The sequence below is a fragment of the Pseudomonas sp. GW822-FHT02G04 genome, assembly GCF_058802085.1.
On record NZ_JBXANU010000011.1, the window covers coordinates 125,585 to 149,990 of the forward strand.

Below are 24,406 nucleotides of genomic sequence, written 5' to 3' on the forward strand. Positions count from 1 at the left end.
CGGCTCTTGCCGTGCCTTTTGCGTCGCGCTCTGAGAAAATGCCCGCACTTTTTTTCCGGATGCCGACATGACTGCCCTGAAGAACGACCGTTTCCTTCGCGCCCTGCTCAAGCAACCCGTAGACGTCACCCCGGTGTGGATGATGCGTCAGGCCGGTCGCTACCTGCCTGAATACCGCGCCAGCCGTGCCAAGGCCGGTGACTTCATGAGCCTGTGCATGAACCCGGCGTTCGCTTGCGAAGTCACGATGCAGCCGCTCGACCGCTACCCGCAACTGGACGCGGCGATCCTCTTCTCCGATATCCTGACCATCCCCGATGCCATGGGCCAAGGCCTGTACTTCGAGACCGGTGAAGGTCCGCGCTTCAAGAAAGTCGTCAGCACCCTGGCCGACATCGAAGCCTTGCCGATTCCTGATCCACAGAAAGACCTCGGCTACGTGATGGACGCAGTCAGCACCATCCGCCGGGAACTGAACGGCCGTGTGCCGCTGATCGGCTTCTCCGGCAGCCCGTGGACTCTGGCCACCTACATGGTCGAAGGCGGTTCGTCGAAAGACTTCCGCAAGACCAAGGCCATGCTCTACGACAACCCGCAAGCCATGCACCTGCTGCTGGACAAGCTTGCGCAGTCGGTCACCTCGTACCTCAACGGCCAGATCCTGGCCGGCGCGCAAGCGGTGCAGATCTTCGACACCTGGGGCGGTAATCTCTCGGCGGCGGCGTACCAGGAATTCTCCCTGGCCTACATGCGCAAAATCGTCAGCGGGCTGATCCGCGAACACGAAGGCCGCAAAGTGCCAGTCATCCTGTTCACCAAGAACGGTGGTCTGTGGCTGGAAAGCATCGCCGACGCCGGCGCTGATGCACTGGGCCTGGACTGGACCTGCGACATCGGTGAGGCCCGTCAACGCGTCGGCAACAAAGTCGCCCTGCAAGGCAACATGGACCCGACCGTGCTTTACGCCAAGCCAGAAGCCATCCGCGCCGAAGTCGGCCGGATCCTCGCCAGCTACGGCAAGGGCAGCGGCCACGTGTTCAACCTAGGCCATGGCATCACCCCGGAAGTTGATCCGGAACATGCCGGTGCATTCCTGCGCGCGGTGCATGAACTGTCGGCGCAGTATCACGAGTGATCGTCGCCCAATAAAAAACGCCCGGCATTTGCCGGGCGTTTTTGCATCAAAATAAAAAGATCGCAACCTGCGGCAGCTCCTACAGGGTGGAAACCCAACCATTCGGGGTTCACATGACCGGTGTAGGAGCTGCCGAAGGCTGCGATCTTTTGCTTTAAGCTTTCAAATTCTCCAGCGGCGGCAACTTCGCCAATTTCAACGCCACCAGCAGTGCAATCACCAGCAATCCACTGATGAACAGCCCGATCCCGTTCCAGCCCCCCAGATGCCAGGCCACACCGCCCGCCGTACCCGCGACACTCGACCCGGCGTAATAGCTGAACAGGTACAGTGACGACGCCTGGCCCTTGGCTTTGACTGCCCGACGGCCGATCCAACTGCTGGCCACGGAGTGGGCGCCGAAGAAGCCGAAGGTGAAGACCAGCATGCCGATGATCACCACCGGCAGCGGCGTAAACATCGTCAACGCAAGGCCCGCGAGCATCACCACAATGGTTGCCCAGAGCACTTTGCGCCGGCCGAGCTGGTCGGCCAGGGCGCCGATTTTCGCCGAGCTGTAGATGCCCGACAGGTACACCACCGAGAGCAACCCGACGAAGGCCTGGTCCATGTGGTAGGGCTCGGCCAGCAAGCGATAGCCGATGTAGTTGAACAGGGTGACGAACGCGCCCATCAGCACGAACGCTTCGACAAACAATAGCGGCAGGCCGGCGTCGCGAAAGTGCATGGTGAAGCCGTCCAGCAAACTGCGCGGGTGCAGCGAACGAGCGCGGAAGTTGCGCGACTCGGGGAGGATTTTCCAGAACACCGCGGCGGCAATCAGCGCCAGGCCGCCGATGACCAGCATTGCCGTGTGCCAGCTGACGAAGTCGATCAGTACGCCAACAATCAAGCGTCCGCACATGCCGCCGATGGCGTTGCCGCCGATGTACAAGCCCATGGCCAGGCCGAGGTGCTGCGGGTGGATCTCTTCGCTCAGGTAAGTCATCGCCACCGCCGCCAGACCACTCAACGACAACCCCACCAGCGCCCGCATCACCAGCACGCCTTGCCAGCTCGGCATCATCGCGCTGGCGATGGTGCACAGTGCGGCAGCGAACAGTGCGGCGACCATCACCGGTTTACGTCCGATGCGATCGGAGATGGGGCCGGTGATCAACAAGCCGATAGCAAGCATGCCGGTGGCGACCGACAGGATCAGGCTGCTCTGGGCCGCATTGATGGAAAACTCGCGGGACAGCAGCGGCATCATCGGCTGCACGCAGTAGAGCAGGGCAAAGGTCGCGAAGCCGCCGCAGAACAGTGCCAGCACCGTGCGCATAAACATCGGTGTGCCTTTCTCGATGTAGATCTCGTTGCGTTCAGCGACGACATCATTCAGCGCGGCGGGCGGAATTTCATGGGCGAGTGGGGCGACAGCAGTTTTCACTTCGGACCTCGGAGGGCGCAGCCGATCAGGCAATGAAAAAATCATATAGCTGGCTAATGTTTCTATCCAATATATTGTTCGACCTGTTTGATAGGTTTAACGACCTAATGGAGTTTTCATGGAATTGCGTCACCTGCGCTACTTCATTGCCGTCGCCGAAGAGCTGCATTTTGGCCGCGCCGCCCAGGTGCTGGGCATCTCGCAGCCGCCGCTGAGCCAGCAGATTCAGGCGCTGGAGCAGGAAGTGGGGGCGCGTCTGTTCGAGCGGACCAATCGTCGGGTCGAGTTGAGTGAGGCCGGTCGGCTGTTTCTGGAAGAGGCGCGACTGGCGCTGGCTCAGGTCGACAAAGCGGCGGATGTAGCTCGGCGGGCACAACTCGGTGAATTGGGTGAACTGAAGATCGGCTTCACCTCGTCGGCGCCGTTCAACTCGACCATTCCCCAGGCGATTTTCTCATTTCGCCAGCGCTTCCCGGCGGTGCACCTGAACCTGCGGGAGATGAGCAGCACCCAAGTGGCCGATGCGCTGGTGGACGAGTCGATTGAGGTCGGCATCATGCGACCGCTGGGCTTGCCGGACTCGCTCAGCGTTGTGGAATTGATGCGTGAGCCGTTGGTGGCGGTGCTCAGCTCCAAGCATCCGCTGGTGGATGGCAGCGAAGAAGGTCTGTTCCTGTCCGCCCTGGCCCTCGAGCCGTTCGTATTTTTTCCGCGCAGCTATGGCAGCGGTCTGTACGCACAACTGCTCAGCCTGGCGCGGGACGCCGGCTTCAGCCCGCATTTTGCCCAGGAGGCTGGCGAGGCGATGACCATCATCGGGCTGGTAGCGGCGGGTTTGGGTGTGTCGGTGTTGCCGGCGTCTTATCAGCGGATGCGTATCGATGGTGTGGTGTATCGGCCATTGCTCGATCCAGAGGCGATTTCGGCAGTGTGGCTGGTGCAGCGCAAGGATCAGAAGTCGCCGATGGCGAAGGCGTTTGTGGCGTTGTTGACGCGTAAGCTGACGCCATAGGGCTTCAAGGTTTTTATTGGGAGCAGCCCTAGGTCTTTTAGCGTATCGGCCGATACTGTCATTGGACTCATCACAAACCAGGGAGATACAGGATGTTCAAGCAGTTAACGTTCACCGCATTGCTGGCATTGTTTGCTCTGACCGGTGGTTGTGCTTCGGTAAAAATGGCCGATGAAACCCTGGACGCTCAAGCGAAGACGTTCCAGGTAAGCCCCGACAAAGCCAATATCTATGTTTATCGCAACGAGAGCATGGGTGCCGGGGTGAAAATGCCGGTGACCCTCAATGGCAAGCCTGTAGGGCAGACAGTCGCCAAGTCCTATCTGATGTTGGCTGTCCCGGCTGGCCAGCAGACTCTGGTGTCTTCGGCGGAAAACGACTCGGAACTGAAACTCACCGCAGAAGCGGGCAAAAACTACTTTGTCTGGCAGGAAGTGAAAGTGGGTTTCATCAAGGCGCGTAACAACCTGCAAGTCGTCGACGACAAGACAGGCCGCGCTGGCGTCGCTGAAAGCAAGTTGATTCAAGCGCAGTAAGTGTCTGGGTGGCCCTTGCGCGCAGCGTGGGGGCTGTCCCGTTCACTGAGCCCATACTTAAAGCTCAACCTCGGCCAATATTGCCACTTGGGTCACTCGCCTTTGAATCCCGGTAGGCCATGAGCTGCACGCCATTCCTTCACAGTCTGTGTGATTCCTTCATTTGAGTTGTCTGCACTTTCTTCGGGACAGTAAATGAGGTCGGTTCCGTCAGGATGCTCTGTAATCTCGCAAAATTGTTTTAGCAAAGGATCGAGAATTTCGTCCGGTGCGTTCTTGTTCACGACCCGGATTTTCCGCATGAGTTGAAGAAACTCTGCTTCGGTATCCATCGGGATCTCTTGTCAGCGGCCCACGCGTATGCCCGCCGTATCTTGTGCGGTTCTTTGCCTCCATAGTTGGAAGCTTCGGCTCCATACCACGTACTCAGCAGTCAGAGCTTTAAAGGCTTCGAGGATCGGCTTGTTCACGGCCCAGTTGCCGTGGCGATTTTGGTACACATGAGCTTCACCGAACAGCAGGCGGATCTCCCGAGCGGCGAACGCTTGCGGTAGATAGTCTTGTTTACGGTATTCGGCCAACATCCATTGGGCGATGCGCATGTCCTCATCTGTCCAGGTCATGGTGTGGATTCCTGCTTAAGCCCCTTGGGTCACAATGGCTTATCGGGACGGAAGAGGTGTTGATCGAGAATGCGTTCAACCTGCTGCGGCGTCTTGCACGAGAACCACAGGTTAGCTGGGTAAATCACCATAACCGGGCCGTGGTCGCAGCGGCCCAGGCAGCCCGATGCGTTGGCGCGCGATGCTCCTGGTTCAGCCATTTTGGCGAGCTTGCGTTTTGCAGCACTGAGCAGTTCATGAGCGCCTGAGCCCGAGCAACTACGGCGACCATCGGGGCGCAGGTTGGTGCAGATCAGCACATGGTGTTCGTAGGCCAGAGTCGGAATTTCTGCATCATTCATAGGTGGTCACGATCTCTGTTCAAACTTTGTCGGCAGGAACCGCTACTTGCGATGGTTCCAGATTGAGGGCAAGTACGCTCGTCAGCACAATGACCGTTCCGACGATGACCATGGCCGAAGGGCGTTCGCTCAGAACCAACGAGGCCATCAACATGGCTGTGGGCGGTATCAGGTAAAGCGAAATGGAAGCGCGGCTCACGTTGCTGTGCGCCAGTACGTATGCCCAGGCGAGGTACGCAAGGGCGCTGGGGAAGATGCCCAGAATGAGCACCGCCAAGTTGACTGAAGTTGAGGCGTTTTGCGCTTCGCTCCACAGGCCCGGGACATACACAAGGAGCAGTACCGTGCCTGACCAAATGGTGTAACACACCATCGTCAGTCCGTCATAACGTTGGGAGTGGCGTTTTTGCAAGGCGAAATACAGACTCCAGGAAAGCGCTGCCAGCAGGATCAGCAGCCCGTGCGCGTCCAGCTCGCCAAAACCACGGTCCCCAGTGACTACCACAGCGGCGCCGAGTAGGCCGCACAGCACACAGATCCATTGCCAGCCGTTGACCCGGTCCTTGAACGCGAAATGCGCCAACAATGTGCTGAACAGCGGCGTGGATTGTGCCAGTACGCTGGCGGCCCCGGCGCTAACGCCTTGTTGGCCGTAGTTGAGAGCTATGTGATGCAGGCTGACGGCAAGGAATCCCAGCACGGCCAGCAGTGGCAAGTCTTTAAGTCGGGGCAGGGAAATACGCACCACCAATGCGACCCCGGCCATGAATGTTGAGGCGATGAGAAATCGCACCAGCGCGAGATGACCGGGCTCGTAAGCCTTTAGCCCGATGTGGATTCCAATGGGGGAATAGGCCCAGCAAAGGATTACAAAAAACGCCGCCAAAGCGATTTTTACGTTGGGCCTTGTATTCATCAAATCGTCATCCCGGACGCAACACGATTTTGCACGCTGGGCATGGCACGGGCTATACCGTTCCAGTACTGCTCAGTGATGACCAGGAAGCGGTTGAACGACGCGCTGACTTCCTCTATGTGCTGGTCGGTGGTGCATTCCTGGGTGGCGGCTTTCACGGCCTGGATCTTGTGTTCTTTTTCCGCATCCCCGATATGGATGTAGAAATACTCGCAGTGCTCATGAAAGTCGTCGTTATTGGCATACAGGTGCTGATAGTTACGCGCTCCTTCGTATAAACGGGTGAGCATCGAATAGGCCAGCCACTCCTGAGCCAACAATGTGCCGAGCACATGGCGCGGATTGTTGTTGTCACCACCGTCGGTATAAAGACTCAACTGCTCGCGGCTGAACGCAATAGTGCTTTCAAGCACAGGCACGGACATAAGTTCATCCATGCTGTACGGTCGATCAGCGAGACGGCTGAGAAGGTCAATCAAATAACTTTCCAGCAAGGCGAGGTGGGCCTTTTCCGGGTTGCCGTAGCCCATTTCGGAGTACAGGTTTTTGACGATTTCGACTTGAGCATATAGGTCGTCAGTGCCCATAAATGACAAGGCAACCATACGAGAAGTCTGCGTGGTACGCGCCAGATAGTTTCGAGCAAACACCTCAACGTCGGCGAGGGGGAGCGAGCCACCCATCCATCGTTGGTAGAATGCGTTATCCAATGCTTTATGGATGAACACACTTTCGGCGAGGGACTGGATTTTTCGCTCAACTAACTCCATAAAAAAACTCCTGCTCATCAAGGGAAATGAAAGGGCGACGGCGTCACGCAACGCGCGCTAATTGGAGTATCAAAAACACATCACCTCACTACAAGTGACTTAAACTGACCTGAACATTCACTTTGGGTGAGTCATGGAATTGTCCCAACTGCGCATGTTCAAGACGGTTTCCGATCTTGGCAGCATCGCGCGCGCCGCCGAGTTGCTGCACTGCGTGCCGTCCAATATCACCGCACGCCTCAAGTCCCTGGAGCGGGAGCTTGGCACGCCACTGTTTTTCCGCGACGGTCGAGGGTTGCGGATCACTCCTGCTGGGGAGGTGTTTCTTGATTACGCGACGAAAATTCTGGGTTTGGCTGATGAGGCCCGGCGCGCGGTAGCGCCCACCAATACGCCTGGCGGTCCTCTGCGCATTGGCGCCATTGAGTCTAGTGCTACGGGACGGTTGCCCCGGTTATTGGCCAAGTACCATGCGCTGTACCCACAGGTGTCGCTGGAGTTGAGCACCGGCACTTGGGCTCAACTGCTGGACGATACTCAGCATCACCGACTTGATGGGGTGATCGTGGCGGTGAACATTGAACGCCCCGGGCTCAAGCGTGCGGTGATGTACCGTGAAGATTTAATCCTCATAGCGTCCGCGTCCCATGGGCCTTTACGCAAGGCGGCGGATCTGCAAGGCAAGGAAATTTTCATGTGGCCGACGGGTTGTCCGTACCGCTTCGCGCTTGAGCAATGGCTGTTGCGCCATGGCCAAGTGTTGCCGATCGTCAGCATCGCGAGCTATGGCGCCATAGTTGGCTGTGTCAGTGCCGGTGCTGGCATTTCGTTGGTACCACGCGGGATCTATGAGCAATACCGCCACAGTGCAGGTTGGCAAGGATACGAATTCGCGGAACTGACGAGTATCGACAACCTGTTTTACTGGCATGAAAACTCAGGTCGACACCCTGCTCGAGAAGCGTTTTTGGCGCTACTGCAGACAGAGTTCGAGGACCCAGCGGCATTAGATGGGAAGGTCCATGCACCTCAGGTAGAACCAGACTGACCGGGACAGGGGCGCGTCTTGAGTTATTGAACCTTCGCCAAATCCCCCTTCAACGCAACCCCGGCCATGATCGCCCCAGCGTGGCACTCATAGGTTGGCATCCTTGCGCTCATTGCTCTTGTAGAAGCTGACGATGTTGGTCACGGCGTTGGCGCCGGCATGCTGGTCTCCTTGACCCTGGTATTTCGTTTACGACCAGCGGCGGAAGATCAACGAGGTGTTGACCCCACCAAATGCGAAGTTGTTGTTCATCACGTACTGGTTGCTCATCTGCCGGAATTCACCGCGCAGGTAATCGAGCTTGCCGCACTGGGGATCGACTTCATCGAGGTTGAAGGTGTGCACGTACAGGTCGCGGTTCATCATTTCGATGCTGAACCAGGATTCCAGCGCGCCGCAGGCTCCCAGGGTGTGGCCGAGGAAGCTCTTCTGCGAGCTGATCGGCATGTGTTCGCCGAACAAACTGTTGGTCGCCAGTGTCTCGGCAATGTCGCCCTGTTCTGTCGCCGTACCGTGACCATTTACATAGCCGATGGCGCTTGGGTCGAGCCCGGCGTCTTCCAAAGCCAGCTCCATGGCCCGGCGCATGGTGATCAGCTCGGGGCGGGTGGCATGCTGGCCGTCGGCGTTGCTGCCGAAACCGACGATCTCGGCGTGGATGCGGGCACCACGCGCCAGGGCGTGTTCGAGTTCTTCGAGCACCAGCATGCCGCCGCCCTCACCGATTACCAGGCCATCGCGGCCGCTGTCGTAAGGGCGCGGACTGGTTTGCGGGGCATCGTTTTTCAGGCTGGTGGCGTAGAGCGCATCGAACACCATGGCTTCGGTCGGGCACAGCTCTTCGGCGCCGCCGGCGAGCATCAGTGGCAGGCGACCGAACTTGATCGACTCGTAGGCATAACCGATGCCCTGGCTGCCGCTGGTGCAGGCGCTGGAGGTCGGGATCAGACGGCCAGTGAGGCCGAAGAAGATGCTGATATTCGCTGCCGTGGTGTGCGGCATCATCCGCACGTAGGAGTTGGCGTTCAGGCCTTCGGCCACCGAATTGAGCAACATTTTGCCGAACGCCTTGATCTCGTCGGTGCTGCCGGTGGACGAGCCGCAGGACACGCCCATGCGCCCGTCCTTGATCGACTCATCACCCAGCAGCCCGGCGTCCGCCAGGGCCTGTTCTGCCGCGCCGACTGCCAGCCGAGATACCCGGCCCATGCTGCGCAGTTGCTTGCGCGTCCAGTGGCCGGGCACCTGGAAGTCGTCGATCGGGCCTGCCAGGCGGGTATTGAGTTCGGTAAAGCGATCCCACTCGTGCATGCGACGAATGCCGCTGCGGTTGGCGGAGAAGTTGGCGGCGATGGTGTCCCAGTCGCTGCCCAATGAGGTAATGCCGGCCATGCCGGTGACGACGACGCGCTTCATCAGCACAGGCCTCCGTTGACGGCCAGAACCTGCCGGGTGATGTACGAGGCTTCCGCCGACATCAGGAAATTCACTGCACTGGCCACCTCTTCCGGGGTGCCCATGCGTTGTGCGGGGATCATTTTCATCAGTTCTTCCACCGGCACGTTTTCATCGAGCATCGCCGTGTCGATCAGGCCGGGTGCGACACAGTTAACAGTGATTTTGCGCTTGCCCAGTTCAATCGCCAACGCCTTGGCCGCGCCGATCAAACCGGCCTTGGACGCGCTGTAATTGACCTGCCCGCGATTGCCGATCAGCCCGGACACCGAAGTAATGCAGACAATCCGCCCGGCGGCGCGACGACGGATCATCGGCATCATCACCGGGTGCAACACGTTGTAGAAACCGTCGAGGTTGGTGCGCATCACCACATCCCAATCCTCCTCGCTCAGGGCTGGGAAAGCACCGTCGCGGGTCAGGCCGGCGTTAAGCACCACGCCGTAATAGGCGCCGTGAGCTTCCACGTCGGCTTCGAGAATGGCTTTGCAGCTGGCGCGGTTGCTGACGTCGAATTGCAGGATGCGCGCGTTGCGGCCCAAGGCTTCCACTTCGGTTTTGACAGCTTCGGCGTCCGCCAAGCCGCTGCGGCAGTGCAGCACGATGTCATGCCCGGCCCGGGCCAGACGCAACGCGATAGCACGGCCAATACCACGGCTGGAGCCGGTGACCAGTACGGATTCAGTCATCACTCGACTCCTTGGGGTTCATGCAGATATTGAGCGGCTTGAGGTGGGCGGAACACATTCAGCCGGGCGGTCGCGTGGATGCCGGGGGCGGTGATGTGGCATTCGAATACGCCCATGCCGTTGTCGTCTTCCAGCGAGCGTATCCCGTGGATGGTCAGCTCAGTGCCGGCGGGGAAGTGTTCCACGTTGCATTCGAATTTGCGGCTGCCGAGCAGGAAGCCCAGCTCCACTGCATTGCCTTTTTGGCGCGCATGGCAGCCGGCGTAAGCGGCGACGCTTTGGGCCATCAGCTCGATGCCGACCCAGGCCGGCAGACTGCCGTCGGGGCGATTGAACAGGCCGCCGGGCTTGACGGTGAGTCGGGTGTAGATCTGCTCGTCGTCGAACGACAGGATCTGATCGATGAGGATCATGTCGCCGGCATGGGGCAGCAGTTCGGCGAGCGGCCAGGTAATCATGAGGCGTCTCCGATAATCAGGCTGACGTTATTGCCACCAAAGGCAAAGGAATTACTCATCAGGTAGCGGGGTGCAATGGACGTCAGGTGGTCGGTCGGGGTCACCCAATGCAACGCCGGCAACTCGGGGTCGGGCTGCCCGTCCCAGACATGGGGCGGCAGGGCATGCTCGTGGTTATCCGCGCTCAGGCTCAACCAGCAGAACGCCGCTTCCAGGGCACCCGCGGCGCCGAGGGTATGGCCGGTCATCGGTTTGGTCGACGAGCAGGGCACGCCTTGCGGGAACAGCGCGGTCACGGCCAGGCTTTCCATGGCGTCGTTGTGTTGGGTAGCGGTGCCGTGCAGGTTCAGATAGCTGATCTGTTGGGCTTGCAGGCCTGCGCGGCTCAACGCCTTGCGCATCGCTTGCCGGGCGCCACGGCCGGTGGGTTCCGGCGCCGAAATATGGTGCGCATCGGAGCTGGCACCACTGCCGAGCAAAGCAATCGGTTGGCCGCTGCCGGCGGTTTTGCTCATCACAAACAGCACCGCGGCTTCGCCGATATTGATGCCGTTGCGGTTCGCCGAAAACGGGTTGCAGCGCTGCTCGGACACCGCTTCCAGGGCCGAGAAACCGTTGAGGGTCAGCTTGCACAAGCTATCGACACCGCCGCATAACACGGCGTCGCACATGCCCAGGTCGAGCAGCCGTTGGGCACTCATCAGCGCGCGGGCGCTGGAGGTGCAGGCGGTGGAGATCACATAGGCCGGGCCGCTCAATTGCAGCCAGTCGGCGAGAAACGTCGCCGGTGCGCCGAGCTCTTGCTGCTGATAGTCATAATCGGCCGGGAAGTGATGCTCATGGATGTAATGGGCCAGGCCGCGGCTGGCCTCGTCGATGCCTGAGGTGCTGGTGCCCAGAATGACACCGATACGGTCGCGGCCGTAGGTCTGGATCGCCTGCTCGATGTCTTCGCGAATTTGCAGCGCGGCCTCCAGCAGCAATTGATTGTTGCGACTGCTTTGGTGAGCCAGCTCAGCCGGAATCGGTGCCAGCTCACCGCGCACCGCCGCCACTGGCAACGAGCGCTCCGCCACCCAGCCGGCCTCGCTACGCATGCCCGAGCAATCGCCGGCAAACAGGTTGCGGGCGACTTCCTGCTTGTCGCGACCGAGGGCGCAGATCACCCCGAGGGCGTTCAGGTAAGCGGTCATGGTGTGTTCTCGCCTAACGGGGTGACGCGGTAGTGCGGGCCTTGGGACACGTTCAATTCAAAGCTCGGTGGTTGCGAAAGACTTGGTTGCGAAAGACTTGGTTGTGAATAGCGGATGTTCCAGCGCGCCGACAACGACCGTTGCCCGTCATGCTGCCGGGCGGCGGGATAGTTGCCGTGCAACTCGCCTTCAGGGGTCAATGCAAACAACAGGGCGGCGAACAGCTCCCGGGCTTCCGGATTGGGTGGCAGCAGCCCGTCAGCCTGCCATTGGCCATCGATCAGTTTCTGTCGTGCCACGGGGATCCCCAACGGGTCCATCATCGACCAGCGAATGCCAGGGCCTTCCCGCTGGATCACCAGCAGCCAGTCCTGACGTTGTTCGGCCATCTGCCGTTCGATGTGCAGTTGCAGCGGCAACGCCAGGTTCGGGGTTCGCTCGGGCAGCGGCGTCTGGCTGGCGCAGGCGCTCAGCAGCAGGACACAACCCAGAAGCAGGAAACGGATCATCAGGCACTCTCTTCAAGGGGCTTGCGCGCGACTACATTGACCAGGGTTTCTTCCCGTTGGCCAAAGGGTTTTGGCTGGCGCAAGCCGAAGCGTTCGAGCAGGCCGAAATCCTTGGCGCGACTCCACCACAAGTAAGGGTAAGACACGTTCTGCGGGCCAAATTCAAAACCCTGCCGACGAATCATCTCCAGGTAGCCCGCGGCGCTCTTTTGCACGTGCATCGGGTGGCGGAACAGCCAGCGAATTACCCATGTATCAATGTAAGCCTCGGTGGATTCGGCGAACAGCAAATAGCCGCCCGGCTTGAGCACCCGGTAGAACTCGGCCAGGGCCTGATCCTGCTCCACAAGATGATGGAAGGTCTGGTGACAGAACAGTAGATCGACACTGGCGTCCGGCACTTTGATGCTGGCGCAGTCACTGCCAATCAGCTCTACATCCATGCCCTGGCGGGCCGCTTCTTCGCCGCTCAGGTTCAGGCTGTGAGGGTCGGCATCCAGCCCGATCAGCTGCTTGGGCGCGAAGGTCTGGCGCAGGTACTGGAACGACTTGCCCTGGCCGCAACCGGCATCGAGCAATACCGGGTTGTTGGGCAATGGCTCGCTGAACAGGCTGCGCAAATCGTTGATCGCCACTCGCAATACATGGTGCTGCCAGGTATGGCTGCGCAGGAACCAGAAACCGAAACGGGTTTCTTCGACGTAGTTGTCGCTCAAATAACTCATGTCGCATCCTTTGCGCAAAGCTCTGAAATCATCCGCAGTCGACGTTTGGCTTCGCTGACGAACGGGTTGCGCTCATCCCAGGCGTAACCCGCGAGGATCGAGCTGATCATGCGGCGAATATCCTCGGTGCCGCCCTGATAGAAAATCACATCCTGAAAGGTTCCTGCGTACCAGCCTTCGACGTAGCAACGGAAGGTGTCGACGCCGCGCTTGAGCGGTTCGGCGAACTCGGTTTGCCAGTCGACGCTTTCACCTTGCAGTTGGCGGTGCAGCACCCCGGCGGCCATGCTCGCCGAACGCATGGCGATGGTCACGCCGGAGGAGAACACCGGATCGAGAAATTCTGCGGCATTGCCCAACAAGGCGAAGCCAGGGCCATGCAGGTTTTTGACGTTGGCCGAATAGCCGCCGATGGTCCGCGCGGGGGTATCCCATACGGCGTTGTTCAGCACCCCGGCCAGGCTTGGAGTTTCAGCGATAAAACCGCGCAGGCAGTCGTCCAGATTCTCGGTGCGGCCTGCGAAGTGTTCGGCGGCTGCCACGACGCCCACCGAGCAGCGACCGTTGCTGAACGGGATGGTCCAGAACCAGATGTCGCGCTGGGTCGGATGGGTGGTAATGAGGATTTTTTCCCGTTCGAAAGCCGGGCTGTCGATACAGTCTTCGACGTGGGTGAACACCGCCTGGCGCACCGGAAAGTTCGACGGTGCCTCAAGGTCCAGCAAGCGTGGCAGTACGCGACCGTAGCCGCTGGCATCGAGCACGAAATCGGCCTCGACGCGGTATTGGCTGCCATCTTCGCGAAGCACATCGAGCTGCGGTTTCGCCAAGCTGAAATCAACGCTGACGATGGCTTCGCCGTAACGGACGTCGACTCCCTGCAGTTCAGCCTGGTCGGCCAGCAGCTTGTCAAAGTCGGCGCGCTGGACCTGGAAGGTCGTCGGCTTGCCGTTGCTGAACGTCTCGCCGAAATCGAAGGTGCTGTACTGATCGCCCCAGGCGAATGCCGCACCGTTCTTCAACTGGAAACCGGCCGCATTGACCGCGTCGAGCATGCCGGCTTCTTCGACGAAATCCAGGCAGTGGGACAACAGGCTTTCACCAATGGAAAACCGTGGGAAATGCTGGCGCTCGATCATCAGCACATCATGGCCTTTGCGCTTGAGCAGCGCGGCGGCGATGGCACCTGAGGGGCCGGCACCGATCACCACCACCTGACGACGTTCCATTTCAACTGTTGGCACGGGAGCTCCTTGCCGGGGCGGCGATGTTCAAAGGAATTCGGTGCATGCCGGCGAGTGCCGGCAGCAGGGTTGCGATCAGGCCCATCAACATCAGCGCGAAATACAGCGCCGGGCTGATAAGTTGTTGTTGCAGCAGCAGGTTGAGAAAGACGATCTCGCTCAAGCCGCGGATATTCAGTAAAAGGCTTTCCCGCCAGCGGCTGGCACCTTCAAACGAGACGCCGGCCCAGCCGAGGCCCAGCCAGTTGCCCAACAACTTGCTGGCAATCGGCAACAGCAATAGTGCGGCCAGTTGCATCCCGCCGAGAGTGTCGATGGCACTGTGCACGTTGATCTGCACGATGCCGAACGTGAGGATCAGCGGGATGGCGACCCAGGTCTGCAAACCGCTCATCCACGCTGTTGGCAATGGCAGCACCAACGGCACCTTGAGCGCGGCCATGCACAGCAGGTAACCGATGCCGAAAATCAGCGCATTGAGCTTGAAGTGTTCGGCAACCACCAGCAGTGCGAAGAAGCAGCCGCTGTGCAGCAACGGTTGGCGCAAGCCGAGCAGTCGCAGCAACAACGGCAGGCAGGCGCCGGCCAGCGGCAGCAACAGGCTGCTCAGGTGCATGCTGCCCTGGGCGAACGCGAACAGGGTCCAGCAGGTCAGGTCGATCAGGATCGCGGTCTGCACCAGGCGTCGGGTGGCGGCGGGCGGGTAGTTGATGTGTCGCAGGTACAGGTACAACACCGGAATCGCGGTGATGGCGAACAACAGACCGACCGCCAACGAACTGATCCACGGCAGCGGCGGCAGTAGCCAGACCGCTGTCGCCAGCCCGCAGGCAAACGGAATGCAGAAACTCGGCAGGGCGATTTTCAGGCTCTGGCGATCCAGTCGCAGGTCGATCACGTCGCTGAGGATGTGCCCCAGCAGCAAGGCAAAGCTCAGGCTGTAGAGGTTTTTCAGCCAACCCGGCGAGATCAGTACGGCGCCGCTCAGTTGCCAGCCCGGTTCGATCCAGAAGTACATCAGCAGCGGCAGGCCGAAGGTCGCCAGCAACAACTGGCTGACGATCGGGATCAGCCCGAAATGACGACCGACACGGGTGGCCACGGCGAACAACACCAGGGCCATTACCCAGAACGCCGCGACCATCACGCTGTCGGCTCCGCAACCGGCGCGGCGTGGGTTTGTCGCCCGGCCCATGGCGCCAGGATGAAGCTGTACGCCAGGCCGAGGCTCACTGACAGGCCGAAGTTGCTCACCGCCGGTGTGCTGGACACCGCCAGCAGGCCAAACGACAACCATGTGGTTGCGGCTGCCAGCATGGTGCCCAACAGGCTCGCGGCGGCGCCGCCGATCTGTTCGCGCATGAGGATCGCGTAGTCGACGCTGATGGCCGTCACCAGCAGCAGGCCGAACAGGCTGAACAGTGTCAGCGGCTGACCGAGCCAGCCGAGGCTTGCCAGGCTGCACAGGGCCGCCAGCAGCGGCAGGGAGACGATTCGCAGCGCGCCACCAAGACCGAATGGCAGGATCAGCACCAGCACGATCAACACGCAGGAAGCGAGTTTCAATTCAGCGGCGCTGATTTGAGTTGCGGCGAACACCTTGTTCAGTTCGCCGAGGCGGTCGACCAGTTGCACACCCGGCAAGTCCAGCGCCTGGACCCGTAACAGCGCGGGATTGTTCAAGCCCTGCAGGCTGACCATCGCAGCCACGCCGTTATCGGTCGGCCCCAGCCACAGGGTGCGGTAGGGCTCGGCCAATGGGCCGGCCAGCGCCGCGTCGATGTCTTCGGTGGGCAGCGCCTGTAACTTCACCAGCTCGGCTTGCAGCGCGTCAGCAGGCACGCCAAGGTCGAGCAACGGTTGCCAGAATTGCGGCAGCTTGCCCAGTGCATCACGCACTTTGCGCTGTTCGCTCGGCGTACTGACCAGCTGGTTGAGCGACAGGTAGCCCTGGAGTTTTTCCAGATTGACCAACTGATCCAGACGCTCGCTCAGTGCCGTCAGGCGTTCGAGCAACTCCTGCTGATTGGCCGCGCGCACCAGGAAGAACTGGCTGGTGGGTTGATGGCCGGTGACGCGCGCAATGGTCTGCGCCTCGTCCGTCAGTTGTTGCGGTGCGCCGATCCATTGGCGAATGTCGTTTTTGGTCTGCAGCTGCAACAGACCGCCGACACAGAAGGCGATCAGCAGCGCCAGCAGCACCGGCGTGCGTACGTATTTGAGCAACGATTCACGCAGCGCCAGCAAAGACTCGGCGATGCGCATCGGCCATTGTGCCGGACGCAGTTGCGCGCCCTTGAGCAGCGCCGGCAGCAGACACACCGCCGACAGATAGGCGCCCAGCAGGCCGGCGGCGGAGAACACGGCAATCTGGGTCAGGGCCGGGAACGGCGTCCAGGCCAGGGCCAGGTAGCCGATGCAACTGGTGATCAGGCTCAGCGTCAGCCCCGGCAGGGTCAGGCGCAACGCCGGCCAACTGTGCCAGGGTTTCAGGCTCCAGCTTTTGGACAGGTAATGCAGCGGGTAATCCACTGCCACGCCGATCAGGCTTGAGCCGAGCACCAGCGTCATCACGTGCATGTGACCAAACAGCGCCACGCAGGCCACCGCGCCGAACAGCATGCCTACCAGCACCGGGACGAACGCCAGCACCACCCGCCAACGCCGGAAGGCCAACAACAGCAGCAACAGAATCCCCAGCGTGGCGCCGCCGCCGACCCAGGTAATCTCGCGCGCAGCTTGCCGTTGACCGTTGGCGGCATACAGCAGGCCGCTGGCGGCGAGCAGTTGCACATCCGCCTGGGCGGCTTCTTCGCGACTGTGCTGGAGCAGGTCAGCCACTTGCAGCGGCAGGTTCATGTCGAATGCGTTGCCGACGGTTCGCGCCCGCAGCATCACCCAGCTCTTGCCGTCGGCATCGGCGACCAGCACGCCGCTGCCGATGTCCAACTGCACCGAGCCGCGCTGTGGCTGGCTGTTCTGGATGCGCCCGGTCAGGCCGAGCCAGTCGTCCTGGCTCGGCACCAGGCTGAACCCGGTGAACGGGTCGAACAGGGCTTGCACCCGTTGCTGGATAAAGGCGTCGGGGTGCTCGATGAGTTGCTGGCGGTCGGCCGCGGACAGCATCGCCAATCGGCCTTGCAGCAATTGCGTGCGCAGCGCCGGCAAGTCGGCCTGCAGGTTCCACTGGACCTTTTCGAACACGCCGCTGGCCTGCCACTGCTCGCCGAGTTTTTGCGCCATGGCGATGGCTTGCTGGCGGTCTTTATGGCCGACCAGCACCAGCATTTCCCGGTTCAACGGTTCTTGCATGCGTTGTTCGGCGCGCAGTTCCAGCGCGTCCGGCGCGGTGCCTGGCACCAGTTCCATCAGGTTGGCCGACAGCGGAGTGCCGTTGCGCCACTGCCAACCGGCGAGTGCGAGCACCGCCAGCAGCAGGACCAGAAACAGTCGCGGCAGCATCCGTTCACTCGGCAAAGTCATGTTGCTCCGCATCGCTCAAAGGTTGGGCGCTGGTGCTGTCCTGCATGCGCAACAGGGTTCGGTCACCCTGGGTTTCGAGCAGCTCGATGCTGTGCACCAGTTCGCCGCCGTCAATGTTGATCTGATTGAACACCTGCTTGAGCAGCATCGAGCGCGGGGTCAGGGTCAGTTTCCAGTTCTGGGCATCGCCGCTCAGCGACAGCTCGAAATCCCGTTGCAGGCCACTGCTGTCGCCTTGCAGCACGGCGAGGAACAAACGGTTCTGTTCGGCGCCGGCACTCTTGTTCGGCAGCATTTGCCAGCCGTTGGCATCACGCCGGGCAATGCCCTGGGGGCTGATGCGGTAGTCCTGTTGCAGCGGCGTTTTCAGCAGCCAGAGCAAGCCGTGATTCTTCGCCAGAACGAAGGTGCCCTTGCTGGTCAGCGGCTGGGGCAGGGCGCGCAGGTGTTTTTCCTGGATGAAGTTGCCGTGGATCACATCGGGTTTGGCCAGTTGATCGCTCAGTTGCTGCAGATCGAAGGCCTGCGCCAACGATGAAAGCCCGAGCAACGCTAAAGCGCCAAGGCATTTGAAAAGCGAATTCATGGCAGCACCCTTTCAACCGCGTCGGTAAACACCTTGGGTGAGGCCAGCTGCATTTCGCGGCTGCTCATGTCGACGGCGACCTGCACTGAAACAGCGCGGGTCAGACGTTCGCCGGTTGCAAGGTCGCTGATCAGGTAATTGATCTTCAGACGGTTCTCCCATTCCACCAGACTGGCGCGCACATTCAGCTTCTGGCCGAACACGGCGCCGCGCACATAGCGCAACTGCAAATCGATCACCGGCCATGCGTAACCCGACGCAACCATGGCGTCGTAGTTGTGGCCGATCCTGTCCAGCAGCGCACAGCGGGCGACTTCCAGGTATTTGACGTAATGGCCGTGCCAGACCACGTTCATGGTGTCGACGTCAAAGAACGGGACGAGGATTTCCGTATCGGTGTGAAGCACTCCCTTGCTACGCATGCAGCCTCCAGTGTTGCTCGGCGATGCGTTGCAGACACAGGCGCAATTCGCCTTCCAGGGCGCGGTCTTCGATGACCGGCGGGAAGTCCTTGGCCAATTCTTCGTGCATCGCGGCCAGGGCCGGTGGCAGTGGGCGCGCGTCTTCAGCCTGGCCGCGCAGCCAGACGCCTTGATTGGCCGCCAGCAGCGTGGCAGCGGCGACCTGTTCGGTCAGCTCCAGCACGCGGATGGCGTCGCGGGCGGCGATGGTGCCCATGCTGACCTTGTCCTGGTTGTGGCACTCGGTGGAGCGCGAGAAGACGCTGGCCGGCATGGTGTTTTTCAGGGCTTCGGCGGTCCAGGCGCTGGTGCCGATCTGCACCGCCTTGAAGCCGTGGTTGAGCATCGCGCGGTCGGTGGTGGCGCCGGACAGGTTGCTCGGCAAGCCATGGTTGTAACGTTCGTCCACCAGCAGCGCGAGCTGACGGTCGAGCAAGTCGGCGACGTTGGCCACCAGGTTTTTCAGGCTGTCCATGGCGAACGCAATGTGGCCGCCGTAGAAGTGCCCGCCGTGCAGCACGCGTTCGGCTTCGGCGTCGATGATCGGGTTGTCGTTGGCACTGTTGAGCTCGATCTCGATGAACGAGCGCAGCCAGTTCAAGCTGTCGGCCAGCACACCGAGCACGTGTGGCGCGCAACGCAGGGAGTAACGGTCTTGCAGGCGATGCAGCGGCGCGGTCGGCGCGTCGATCGCCAGATCCTTACGCAACCACGCGGCGACTTGCATCTGCCCTGGATGGGGTTTGGCGGCGAACAGGCGCTCGTCGAAGTGCTCCGGATTGCCCTGCAAAGCGACCACGTTCAGCGCGGTGATACGCGTGGCCAGTTGCAGCAGGTAATCGGCACGGGCGTAAGCCAGGCACGCAAGGCCGGTCATCACGGCGGTGCCGTTCATCAACGCCAAGGCTTCCTTGGGGCGCAACACCAGCGGCTGCCAACCCAGTTCGCGGTGCACATCGGCAGCTTGTCGGCGTTCGCCGCGGAACATCACTTCGCGCTCGCCGGACAAGGTCGCGGCGACGTAGGACAGCGGCGTCAGATCACCGCTGGCGCCCACCGAACCTTCCTCCGGAATCAGCGGCAGGATGTCGTGTTCGAGGAACGCTTGCAGGCGCTCCAGCAACTCCACGCGTACCCCGGACACGCCCTGGCACAGCGACTGCAAACGCGCCGCCAGCACCGCGCGGGTGGCTTGGGCGTCGAGCAGTTTGCCCAGGCCGCAGCCGTGGAACGTGAACAGATGACGGGGCAACGCCTCGACGTGATGCAGCGGTACCGCCACCACGCAGGAATCGCCATAACCGGTGGTCACGCCATAGATCACGCCTTCCTTGTCCAGCAGGGAGTCAAGGAACTGCGGGCCTTTGGCGATGCGCTGGCGAAACTCGGGGTCGCCCTGCAACTGCGTCGGCACCTGACGGTTGGCCAGGGCCAGCACGTCTTCGATGCACAAAGGGAGTTCGCCGAAGGTTACCGGCTCAAGCGTTGGCGTCGTCATCGGTCTTCCAGAAAGGGTAAAAGTTAAACCATTGTTGGGGCGCTTCGAGGCAATAGTGACCCAGGCGTTCGGCGTAGCGCGAAGCCCACTGATGAATGACCTGTTCGCGCTCGTTGCGTTTCCACACCACCGCCTCGGTGAACGGTTCGAGGGTCAGTCGATAGTCGCCCGTGGGTTTCTTCAGGCACAGCAGCAGATTGACCGGGCATTTCAGCAGACCGGCCAGCAACCACGGGCCTTGCGGGAAGGCTGCCTGATGACCGAGAAAATCCACGGTCACGCTACGACCGCCATGCAGCGGTACGCGGTCGCCGGCAATTGCCAGCCACTCGCCGCGCTCCAGGCGCTCATGCAGTTGCAGCATGATCACCGGGTCCAGTTCGCTGACCTGGATCAGCCGCAGATTGGTTGCTCCGGCTTCGCCCAGCAGGCGGTTGAACTGCTCGGCGTGCTTGGTGTGCACCAGCACGTTCATGGTGACTTTCTCGCCGATCTCGGCCAGTGCCCGGCAGACCTCGAGATTGCCCAAGTGCGTGCCCACCAGCATCTGCCCACGTGTGCCGCGCAGTTTATTGCGCAGCAGCGCCGGGTCGATGATTTCGATCTGCTCGATGCTCAGCTTGCCGTTCCACACGTCGAGTTTGTCGAGCATGGAATCGGCGAAGGCCATGAACTGGCCGAACACCCGCCAATGAGTCGGACGCAATTCGCTGCGCCCGCTCCAGTCGGCGAGCCGCTGCTGGTATTGCCAGGCGCTTTGGCGGGCGCTGCGCCCGAACAGGAAAAAGTACAACACGATGCCGTACAGCAGCGGGCTCAACAGTCGGCGGCCCAAGACCTTTGCGCAGAATGCGGTGAACTTCATCAGCCAGAAACTGCCACGCTCCTGGCGATCTGCCCAGTGCTGTTTGTCTACGTTGTCGCTCATGCTCGCCACCGTCGCCAGAGGATCACCGGTGCCCGCAGCAACATGCCGAAGAACAGCCGGGTGTGCATGCTCGTAATCAGTACGTTGTCGTAGAACAGCCGGAAATGCGAAACGCCATCCAGCGGGTAATGGACCCTGGTTTTCAGCCACTGCATTGGCAGATTGCGCCAGGCCAGGCGCACCAGGATGTCGGAGTCGAAGTCCATGCGCTTGCCGATCCTGGCCGAGTCGATCAGTGCCAGGGTTGGTGGCAACGGATAGACGCGGAAACCGCACATCGAGTCGCGAATCTGCAGCGACAGGGTGTTGATCCAGACCATGACGTGAGTCAGGTAGCGCGCGTACAAACGACCTTTCGGCACGCTGGCGTCGTATTGCGGATAGCCACAGATCACCGCCCCAGGATGGTTGCGTGAGTATTCGATGAAGACTTTGACGTCTTGCAGGTCGTGCTGGCCGTCGGCGTCTACCTGCAGGGCATGGCTGAAACCCAGGCGCGAAGCTTCCCGCAGACCGGTCATCACTGCGCCGCCCTTGCCCTGATTGACGGTGAGCCGGATCAGATAAACCCGGTCGCGCTGCGCCAGTTGGTCGAGTACCTTGGCGCAGGCGGGGCTGCTGGCATCGTCCACCAGAATGCATGGCAGGTCACAGGCAAGCAGCGCATCGACCACGGCAGTGATTGCGGTTTCGTGGTTGTAGACCGGGATTACGGCGCAGGGGTTATGCATCTGAAACCTCCACAGAACCCTGGTTGTGCAGAGACTGACTGTGGCGAGGGAGCTTGCTCCCGTTCGTGCGCGAAGCGCTCGCCATTAAGTCTGCGCCGGATGGTTTTGGGGCCGCTTCGCAGCCCAGCGGGAGCAAGCTCCCTCGCCACAGGTTATGCATCGCTGGCAGCCTCCAGCAAAATCCGCCCGCTGGAGCAGGTGGCGGTTTCGTTGCGATAGGCGAAATACAATTTGCCGCGCGCCGGGTCGAAGCGCAGGTGTAACTGGATTTCATCACCGGGACGCACCAGTTGCTGGAATTTCAGCACTTCCATGCCGGCGAATTTTGCCGGCAGGTCCATCAACTGCTGACCCAGGCTCAATGCCCACTCCACCTGCACCACACCGGGCAATACCGGCGCCCGGGGAAAGTGCCCGCTGAAGTACGCCAGGTCCGGCGGGACGGCCAGTTGCAGGCTCCACTCACCATCGACTTCGACCTGCTCCAGCACGTGCGGCGCCTTTGGCCGGGGTGCCAGCAGTAAGGCTTCAACTTCGGCCTGGGGCAGTTTGCCCTGCGCGTTCAGCGGCAGTTGCCGCAACAGGCGCCAGCGTCGTGGCAGGGCCAGCGTTTCACAATGCTGGCTCAGATGCTGACGCAACGCTTGCGTGAGACTGCGTCGTCCCTGATTGCGCAACGCGTGCATACCTCGCTCGTTGAGCACCAGCAGCGCGCCCAATGAGGCGCGGTTTTCCTGAACCACTCCCAGGCGCGCTTCGGCGACCCAGGCGTGCGCCATCAGCGCGTGTTCGAGCATTGGTAGCGAGATACGTTTTTCTTCCAGTTTGACGATCCGGTCCAGCCGCCCCAACAGCTCGAAACGGCCGTCGGCGGCGATGCGCGCGGCATCGGCGGTGTGTTCGATATGGCCTGTCGGCAGGTACGGCGATGCGATAAGCAGGGCGCCGTCGCAGTCCTGGCTCAGCTCCACACCGGCGAAGGGCTGCCAGAGATCCTGGTCCTGACGCCAGGCGATGCCGCCGGTTTCCGAGCTGCCGAGGATCTCGGTCGGCCATTGTTGCAGGCGTTCGTAAAGGCTTTGCGAGGCTTCGGCGGGTAACGCACCACCAGAGGAGAACACTCGGCGCACTGCGCTCAGCGCTGGCCAGTCGAGGTTGTCGCCCATGCGCTTGAGCAATGCCGGGCTGGCGACCCAGGCGAAGGCCGGGTGTTCGCGGCTGGCGCGTTGCAAGTCTTCCGGGAAAGCCAGTTGCTTGCGCACGAACGAACGCCCGGCGCACAACGGCCACAGGACCCGAAACAGCAAGCCGTAGATGTGTTGGGTAGCGACGCTGCCGATGATGCAGGCTTCGCCCAGATCTGCGCCCCACAAGTGCTCCAGCGCTTCGACTTCATTGGCCAGTTGGCGCAGGGTTTTATCGATGCGCTTGGGTTCGCCGCTGGAGCCGGAGGTGCACAGGCTTAGCTGACAACGATCCAGGTGCAGCGGGTGGGCCGGCAGCGGCGGATGCCGATAATCGCTCAGGTGTGCATCGTCGGCCTGATCGGTCAGCCACAGATCGACCTCGGTCGACCAGCGCTGGCGCGTCTGCGCTTGCAGGTCGGCGGGCAGCAGTACGCTGACCCCGGCACGCCAGGCGCCGAGCAGGGCAATGGCCAGGTCGGCGGCGTCTTCAAGGTGCACGGCGATGCGCTGCACACCCTGGGCTTGCAGGCCGGCAGCCAGGCTCAGGGCCCGGTCGCACAATTGCGCGTGATTCAACGCCGGCTCGACCGTCACGGCACGCTCCGGCTGAGCCTTGAGCAGCAGTTGCTCAAGTTTTATCCAATTCATGGGTGGCCTCGTACCCGTTGTCGTATCAGCCATTCAATGGCAAACATCAGGCCGATCAATCCATAGGAGATCAGGCCGGTGTACAACATCCACCAGCTCAGCGGCGCCCAAAGGGTCAGGGCGGCGGCGCACAAACCGTTGCATAGAAAAAACACGCTCCAGGCAATCGTCACCTGGCGGGTGTAGCGAATGGCTCTGGGCGGTAATTCCGGTTCTCGCAGGCGGGCCAGGCGTTCGACCATCGGCGGGCCGTATTTCAGGCTAAGACCGAACAGCACCAGCATGAACGCGCTGATCAGCACCGGGTACCAGCGCAGCAGCACCGGGCTGTCGAACACTGCCAGCAGCAGGCAGAACGCGATGGCGACCGTGGCCATCCACAGGCTGCCGGGTCGCCGTTCGCCGGTCAGCGCCCGCGCCAGCCACAGGCTGCCCAGCAGCAGACCGAACTGCCACGGGGCAAAATGCTCCATGCCGAAATACACCGCAAAGGGGTACAGCAGGCCTGCGAGCAGCAGGCCAAGGCCGATCAGTCGGCTCATGCGGCTGGCTGAACCAGACGGTAAACCGCCTCGACCACGTCGCTGACGGTACGCACCGATTTGAATTCTTCGGCGGCGATTTTCTTGCCGGTCTGGCGTTTGATGTGATCGATCAGGTCGACCGCATCGATGCTGTCGATTTCCAGATCCTGGTACAGGTTGGACTCCAGACTGATGCGCTCGGGGTCCAGCTCGAAGAGTTCGACCAAAGCATCGCGCAGGGTGTTGAAAATATCGTCACGAGTTTGCATGGTCCGGT

Annotated in this window: 27 protein-coding genes and 1 pseudogene; 4 read left to right on the plus strand and 24 right to left on the minus strand. The window is 61.2% G+C overall.

The genetic code is table 11. The annotated features are described in order from the left end of the window. The first annotated feature begins 67 nt into the window (after nt 1–67). Nucleotides 68–1,135 (plus strand): uroporphyrinogen decarboxylase, encoded by a 1,068-nt coding sequence (hemE, locus tag AC1RO5_RS16145; protein WP_018928609.1) that lies wholly within the window; start codon nt 68–70, stop codon nt 1,133–1,135. Nucleotides 1,136–1,289: 154 nt separating this feature from the next. Here hemE and AC1RO5_RS16150 read toward each other — a convergent pair whose 3' ends face one another. Then, on the minus strand, nt 1,290–2,564 hold the full coding sequence (locus AC1RO5_RS16150; RefSeq protein WP_493176182.1) for an MFS transporter: 1,275 nt from the start codon (nt 2,562–2,564) through the stop codon (nt 1,290–1,292). A gap of 118 nt (nt 2,565–2,682) precedes the next feature. Here AC1RO5_RS16150 and AC1RO5_RS16155 point away from each other — a divergent pair, with 118 nt between their 5' ends. Next, the gene (locus AC1RO5_RS16155) at nt 2,683–3,576 is read left to right on the plus strand and encodes a LysR family transcriptional regulator (RefSeq protein ID WP_493176184.1); all 894 of its coding nucleotides are present in this window, start codon (nt 2,683–2,685) and stop codon (nt 3,574–3,576) included. A gap of 92 nt (nt 3,577–3,668) precedes the next feature. After that, complete coding sequence (locus AC1RO5_RS16160; RefSeq protein WP_019581867.1) at nt 3,669–4,112, plus strand: DUF2846 domain-containing protein; 444 nt, start codon at nt 3,669–3,671, stop codon at nt 4,110–4,112. Nucleotides 4,113–4,204: 92 nt separating this feature from the next. Here the strand turns inward: AC1RO5_RS16160 and AC1RO5_RS16165 are convergent, their stop codons facing one another. From AC1RO5_RS16165 to AC1RO5_RS16185, 5 genes are read right to left on the minus strand one after another with little or no spacing between them, the layout of a single operon-like run. Continuing rightward, nucleotides 4,205–4,444: a bacteriocin immunity protein gene (locus tag AC1RO5_RS16165; protein ID WP_493176185.1), complete on the minus strand. Its 240-nt coding sequence runs from the start codon at nt 4,442–4,444 to the stop codon at nt 4,205–4,207. Between the two features lie 12 nt (nt 4,445–4,456). Continuing rightward, on the minus strand, nt 4,457–4,735 hold the full coding sequence (locus AC1RO5_RS16170; protein ID WP_493176187.1) for a DUF6953 family protein: 279 nt from the start codon (nt 4,733–4,735) through the stop codon (nt 4,457–4,459). A 29-nt stretch (nt 4,736–4,764) separates the two neighbouring features. Beyond that, nucleotides 4,765–5,076 carry a (2Fe-2S) ferredoxin domain-containing protein gene (locus AC1RO5_RS16175; RefSeq protein ID WP_493176188.1) on the minus strand — a complete coding sequence of 104 codons (312 nt, stop codon included), beginning with the start codon at nt 5,074–5,076 and terminating at the stop codon, nt 4,765–4,767. 19 nt (nt 5,077–5,095) lie between these two features. Next, on the minus strand, nt 5,096–5,992 hold the full coding sequence (locus AC1RO5_RS16180) for a DMT family transporter (RefSeq protein WP_493176189.1): 897 nt from the start codon (nt 5,990–5,992) through the stop codon (nt 5,096–5,098). Continuing rightward, the gene (locus AC1RO5_RS16185) at nt 5,992–6,762 is read right to left on the minus strand and encodes an iron-containing redox enzyme family protein (protein WP_493176191.1); all 771 of its coding nucleotides are present in this window, start codon (nt 6,760–6,762) and stop codon (nt 5,992–5,994) included. Before AC1RO5_RS16185 ends, AC1RO5_RS16180 begins: the two co-directional genes overlap by 1 nt. 133 nt (nt 6,763–6,895) lie before the next feature. On the opposite strand from AC1RO5_RS16185, the gene AC1RO5_RS16190 reads away from it, so the two are divergent. Next, on the plus strand, nt 6,896–7,810 hold the full coding sequence (locus AC1RO5_RS16190) for a LysR family transcriptional regulator (RefSeq protein WP_493176193.1): 915 nt from the start codon (nt 6,896–6,898) through the stop codon (nt 7,808–7,810). A gap of 23 nt (nt 7,811–7,833) precedes the next feature. On the opposite strand, the pseudogene AC1RO5_RS16195 reads toward AC1RO5_RS16190, so the two are convergent. The 18 genes and pseudogenes from AC1RO5_RS16195 to AC1RO5_RS16280 all read right to left on the minus strand — a co-directional run. Continuing rightward, a pseudogene (locus AC1RO5_RS16195) lies at nt 7,834–7,984 on the minus strand (excinuclease); the annotation flags it as partial. 15 nt (nt 7,985–7,999) lie between these two features. After that, the gene (locus AC1RO5_RS16200; RefSeq protein WP_493176195.1) at nt 8,000–9,226 is read right to left on the minus strand and encodes a beta-ketoacyl-ACP synthase; all 1,227 of its coding nucleotides are present in this window, start codon (nt 9,224–9,226) and stop codon (nt 8,000–8,002) included. Next, the gene (gene fabG / locus AC1RO5_RS16205) at nt 9,226–9,954 is read right to left on the minus strand and encodes a 3-oxoacyl-ACP reductase FabG (protein WP_493176197.1); all 729 of its coding nucleotides are present in this window, start codon (nt 9,952–9,954) and stop codon (nt 9,226–9,228) included. The genes AC1RO5_RS16200 and fabG overlap by 1 nt, the downstream gene beginning before the upstream one ends. After that, on the minus strand, nt 9,954–10,412 hold the full coding sequence (locus AC1RO5_RS16210; protein WP_413696038.1) for a hotdog family protein: 459 nt from the start codon (nt 10,410–10,412) through the stop codon (nt 9,954–9,956). Before AC1RO5_RS16210 ends, fabG begins: the two co-directional genes overlap by 1 nt. After that, on the minus strand, nt 10,409–11,605 hold the full coding sequence (locus tag AC1RO5_RS16215; protein WP_493176199.1) for a beta-ketoacyl-[acyl-carrier-protein] synthase family protein: 1,197 nt from the start codon (nt 11,603–11,605) through the stop codon (nt 10,409–10,411). The genes AC1RO5_RS16210 and AC1RO5_RS16215 overlap by 4 nt, the downstream gene beginning before the upstream one ends. Further along, nucleotides 11,602–12,114: a hypothetical protein gene (locus AC1RO5_RS16220; RefSeq protein WP_493176201.1), complete on the minus strand. Its 513-nt coding sequence runs from the start codon at nt 12,112–12,114 to the stop codon at nt 11,602–11,604. The genes AC1RO5_RS16215 and AC1RO5_RS16220 overlap by 4 nt, the downstream gene beginning before the upstream one ends. Continuing rightward, the gene (locus tag AC1RO5_RS16225; protein ID WP_493176203.1) at nt 12,114–12,839 is read right to left on the minus strand and encodes a class I SAM-dependent methyltransferase; all 726 of its coding nucleotides are present in this window, start codon (nt 12,837–12,839) and stop codon (nt 12,114–12,116) included. The genes AC1RO5_RS16220 and AC1RO5_RS16225 overlap by 1 nt, the downstream gene beginning before the upstream one ends. Continuing rightward, on the minus strand, nt 12,836–14,083 hold the full coding sequence (locus AC1RO5_RS16230) for an NAD(P)/FAD-dependent oxidoreductase (RefSeq protein WP_493176205.1): 1,248 nt from the start codon (nt 14,081–14,083) through the stop codon (nt 12,836–12,838). The genes AC1RO5_RS16225 and AC1RO5_RS16230 overlap by 4 nt, the downstream gene beginning before the upstream one ends. Beyond that, complete coding sequence (locus AC1RO5_RS16235; protein ID WP_493176245.1) at nt 14,070–15,227, minus strand: sodium:proton antiporter; 1,158 nt, start codon at nt 15,225–15,227, stop codon at nt 14,070–14,072. Before AC1RO5_RS16235 ends, AC1RO5_RS16230 begins: the two co-directional genes overlap by 14 nt. Beyond that, nucleotides 15,227–17,566: an MMPL family transporter gene (locus tag AC1RO5_RS16240; protein WP_493176207.1), complete on the minus strand. Its 2,340-nt coding sequence runs from the start codon at nt 17,564–17,566 to the stop codon at nt 15,227–15,229. The genes AC1RO5_RS16235 and AC1RO5_RS16240 overlap by 1 nt, the downstream gene beginning before the upstream one ends. After that, complete coding sequence (locus AC1RO5_RS16245; protein ID WP_493176209.1) at nt 17,550–18,152, minus strand: outer membrane lipoprotein carrier protein LolA; 603 nt, start codon at nt 18,150–18,152, stop codon at nt 17,550–17,552. The genes AC1RO5_RS16240 and AC1RO5_RS16245 overlap by 17 nt, the downstream gene beginning before the upstream one ends. Continuing rightward, the gene (locus tag AC1RO5_RS16250) at nt 18,149–18,574 is read right to left on the minus strand and encodes an acyl-CoA thioesterase (protein WP_018928594.1); all 426 of its coding nucleotides are present in this window, start codon (nt 18,572–18,574) and stop codon (nt 18,149–18,151) included. The genes AC1RO5_RS16245 and AC1RO5_RS16250 overlap by 4 nt, the downstream gene beginning before the upstream one ends. Beyond that, a complete protein-coding gene (locus tag AC1RO5_RS16255; protein WP_493176211.1) occupies nt 18,567–20,111 on the minus strand; it encodes an HAL/PAL/TAL family ammonia-lyase in 1,545 nt (514 codons plus the stop codon). Before AC1RO5_RS16255 ends, AC1RO5_RS16250 begins: the two co-directional genes overlap by 8 nt. Next, nucleotides 20,092–21,039: a lysophospholipid acyltransferase family protein gene (locus tag AC1RO5_RS16260; RefSeq protein ID WP_493176212.1), complete on the minus strand. Its 948-nt coding sequence runs from the start codon at nt 21,037–21,039 to the stop codon at nt 20,092–20,094. The genes AC1RO5_RS16255 and AC1RO5_RS16260 overlap by 20 nt, the downstream gene beginning before the upstream one ends. After that, nucleotides 21,036–21,770 (minus strand): glycosyltransferase family 2 protein, encoded by a 735-nt coding sequence (locus AC1RO5_RS16265; protein ID WP_019650765.1) that lies wholly within the window; start codon nt 21,768–21,770, stop codon nt 21,036–21,038. Before AC1RO5_RS16265 ends, AC1RO5_RS16260 begins: the two co-directional genes overlap by 4 nt. A gap of 152 nt (nt 21,771–21,922) precedes the next feature. Further along, nucleotides 21,923–23,605: an ApeI family dehydratase gene (locus tag AC1RO5_RS16270; RefSeq protein ID WP_493176213.1), complete on the minus strand. Its 1,683-nt coding sequence runs from the start codon at nt 23,603–23,605 to the stop codon at nt 21,923–21,925. Continuing rightward, entirely contained in the window at nt 23,602–24,147 is a 546-nt protein-coding gene (locus AC1RO5_RS16275) for a COG4648 family protein (RefSeq protein WP_493176214.1), read from the minus strand. Before AC1RO5_RS16275 ends, AC1RO5_RS16270 begins: the two co-directional genes overlap by 4 nt. Then, nucleotides 24,144–24,398 carry an acyl carrier protein gene (locus AC1RO5_RS16280; RefSeq protein ID WP_007936741.1) on the minus strand — a complete coding sequence of 85 codons (255 nt, stop codon included), beginning with the start codon at nt 24,396–24,398 and terminating at the stop codon, nt 24,144–24,146. The genes AC1RO5_RS16275 and AC1RO5_RS16280 overlap by 4 nt, the downstream gene beginning before the upstream one ends. Nucleotides 24,399–24,406 lie beyond the last annotated feature (8 nt).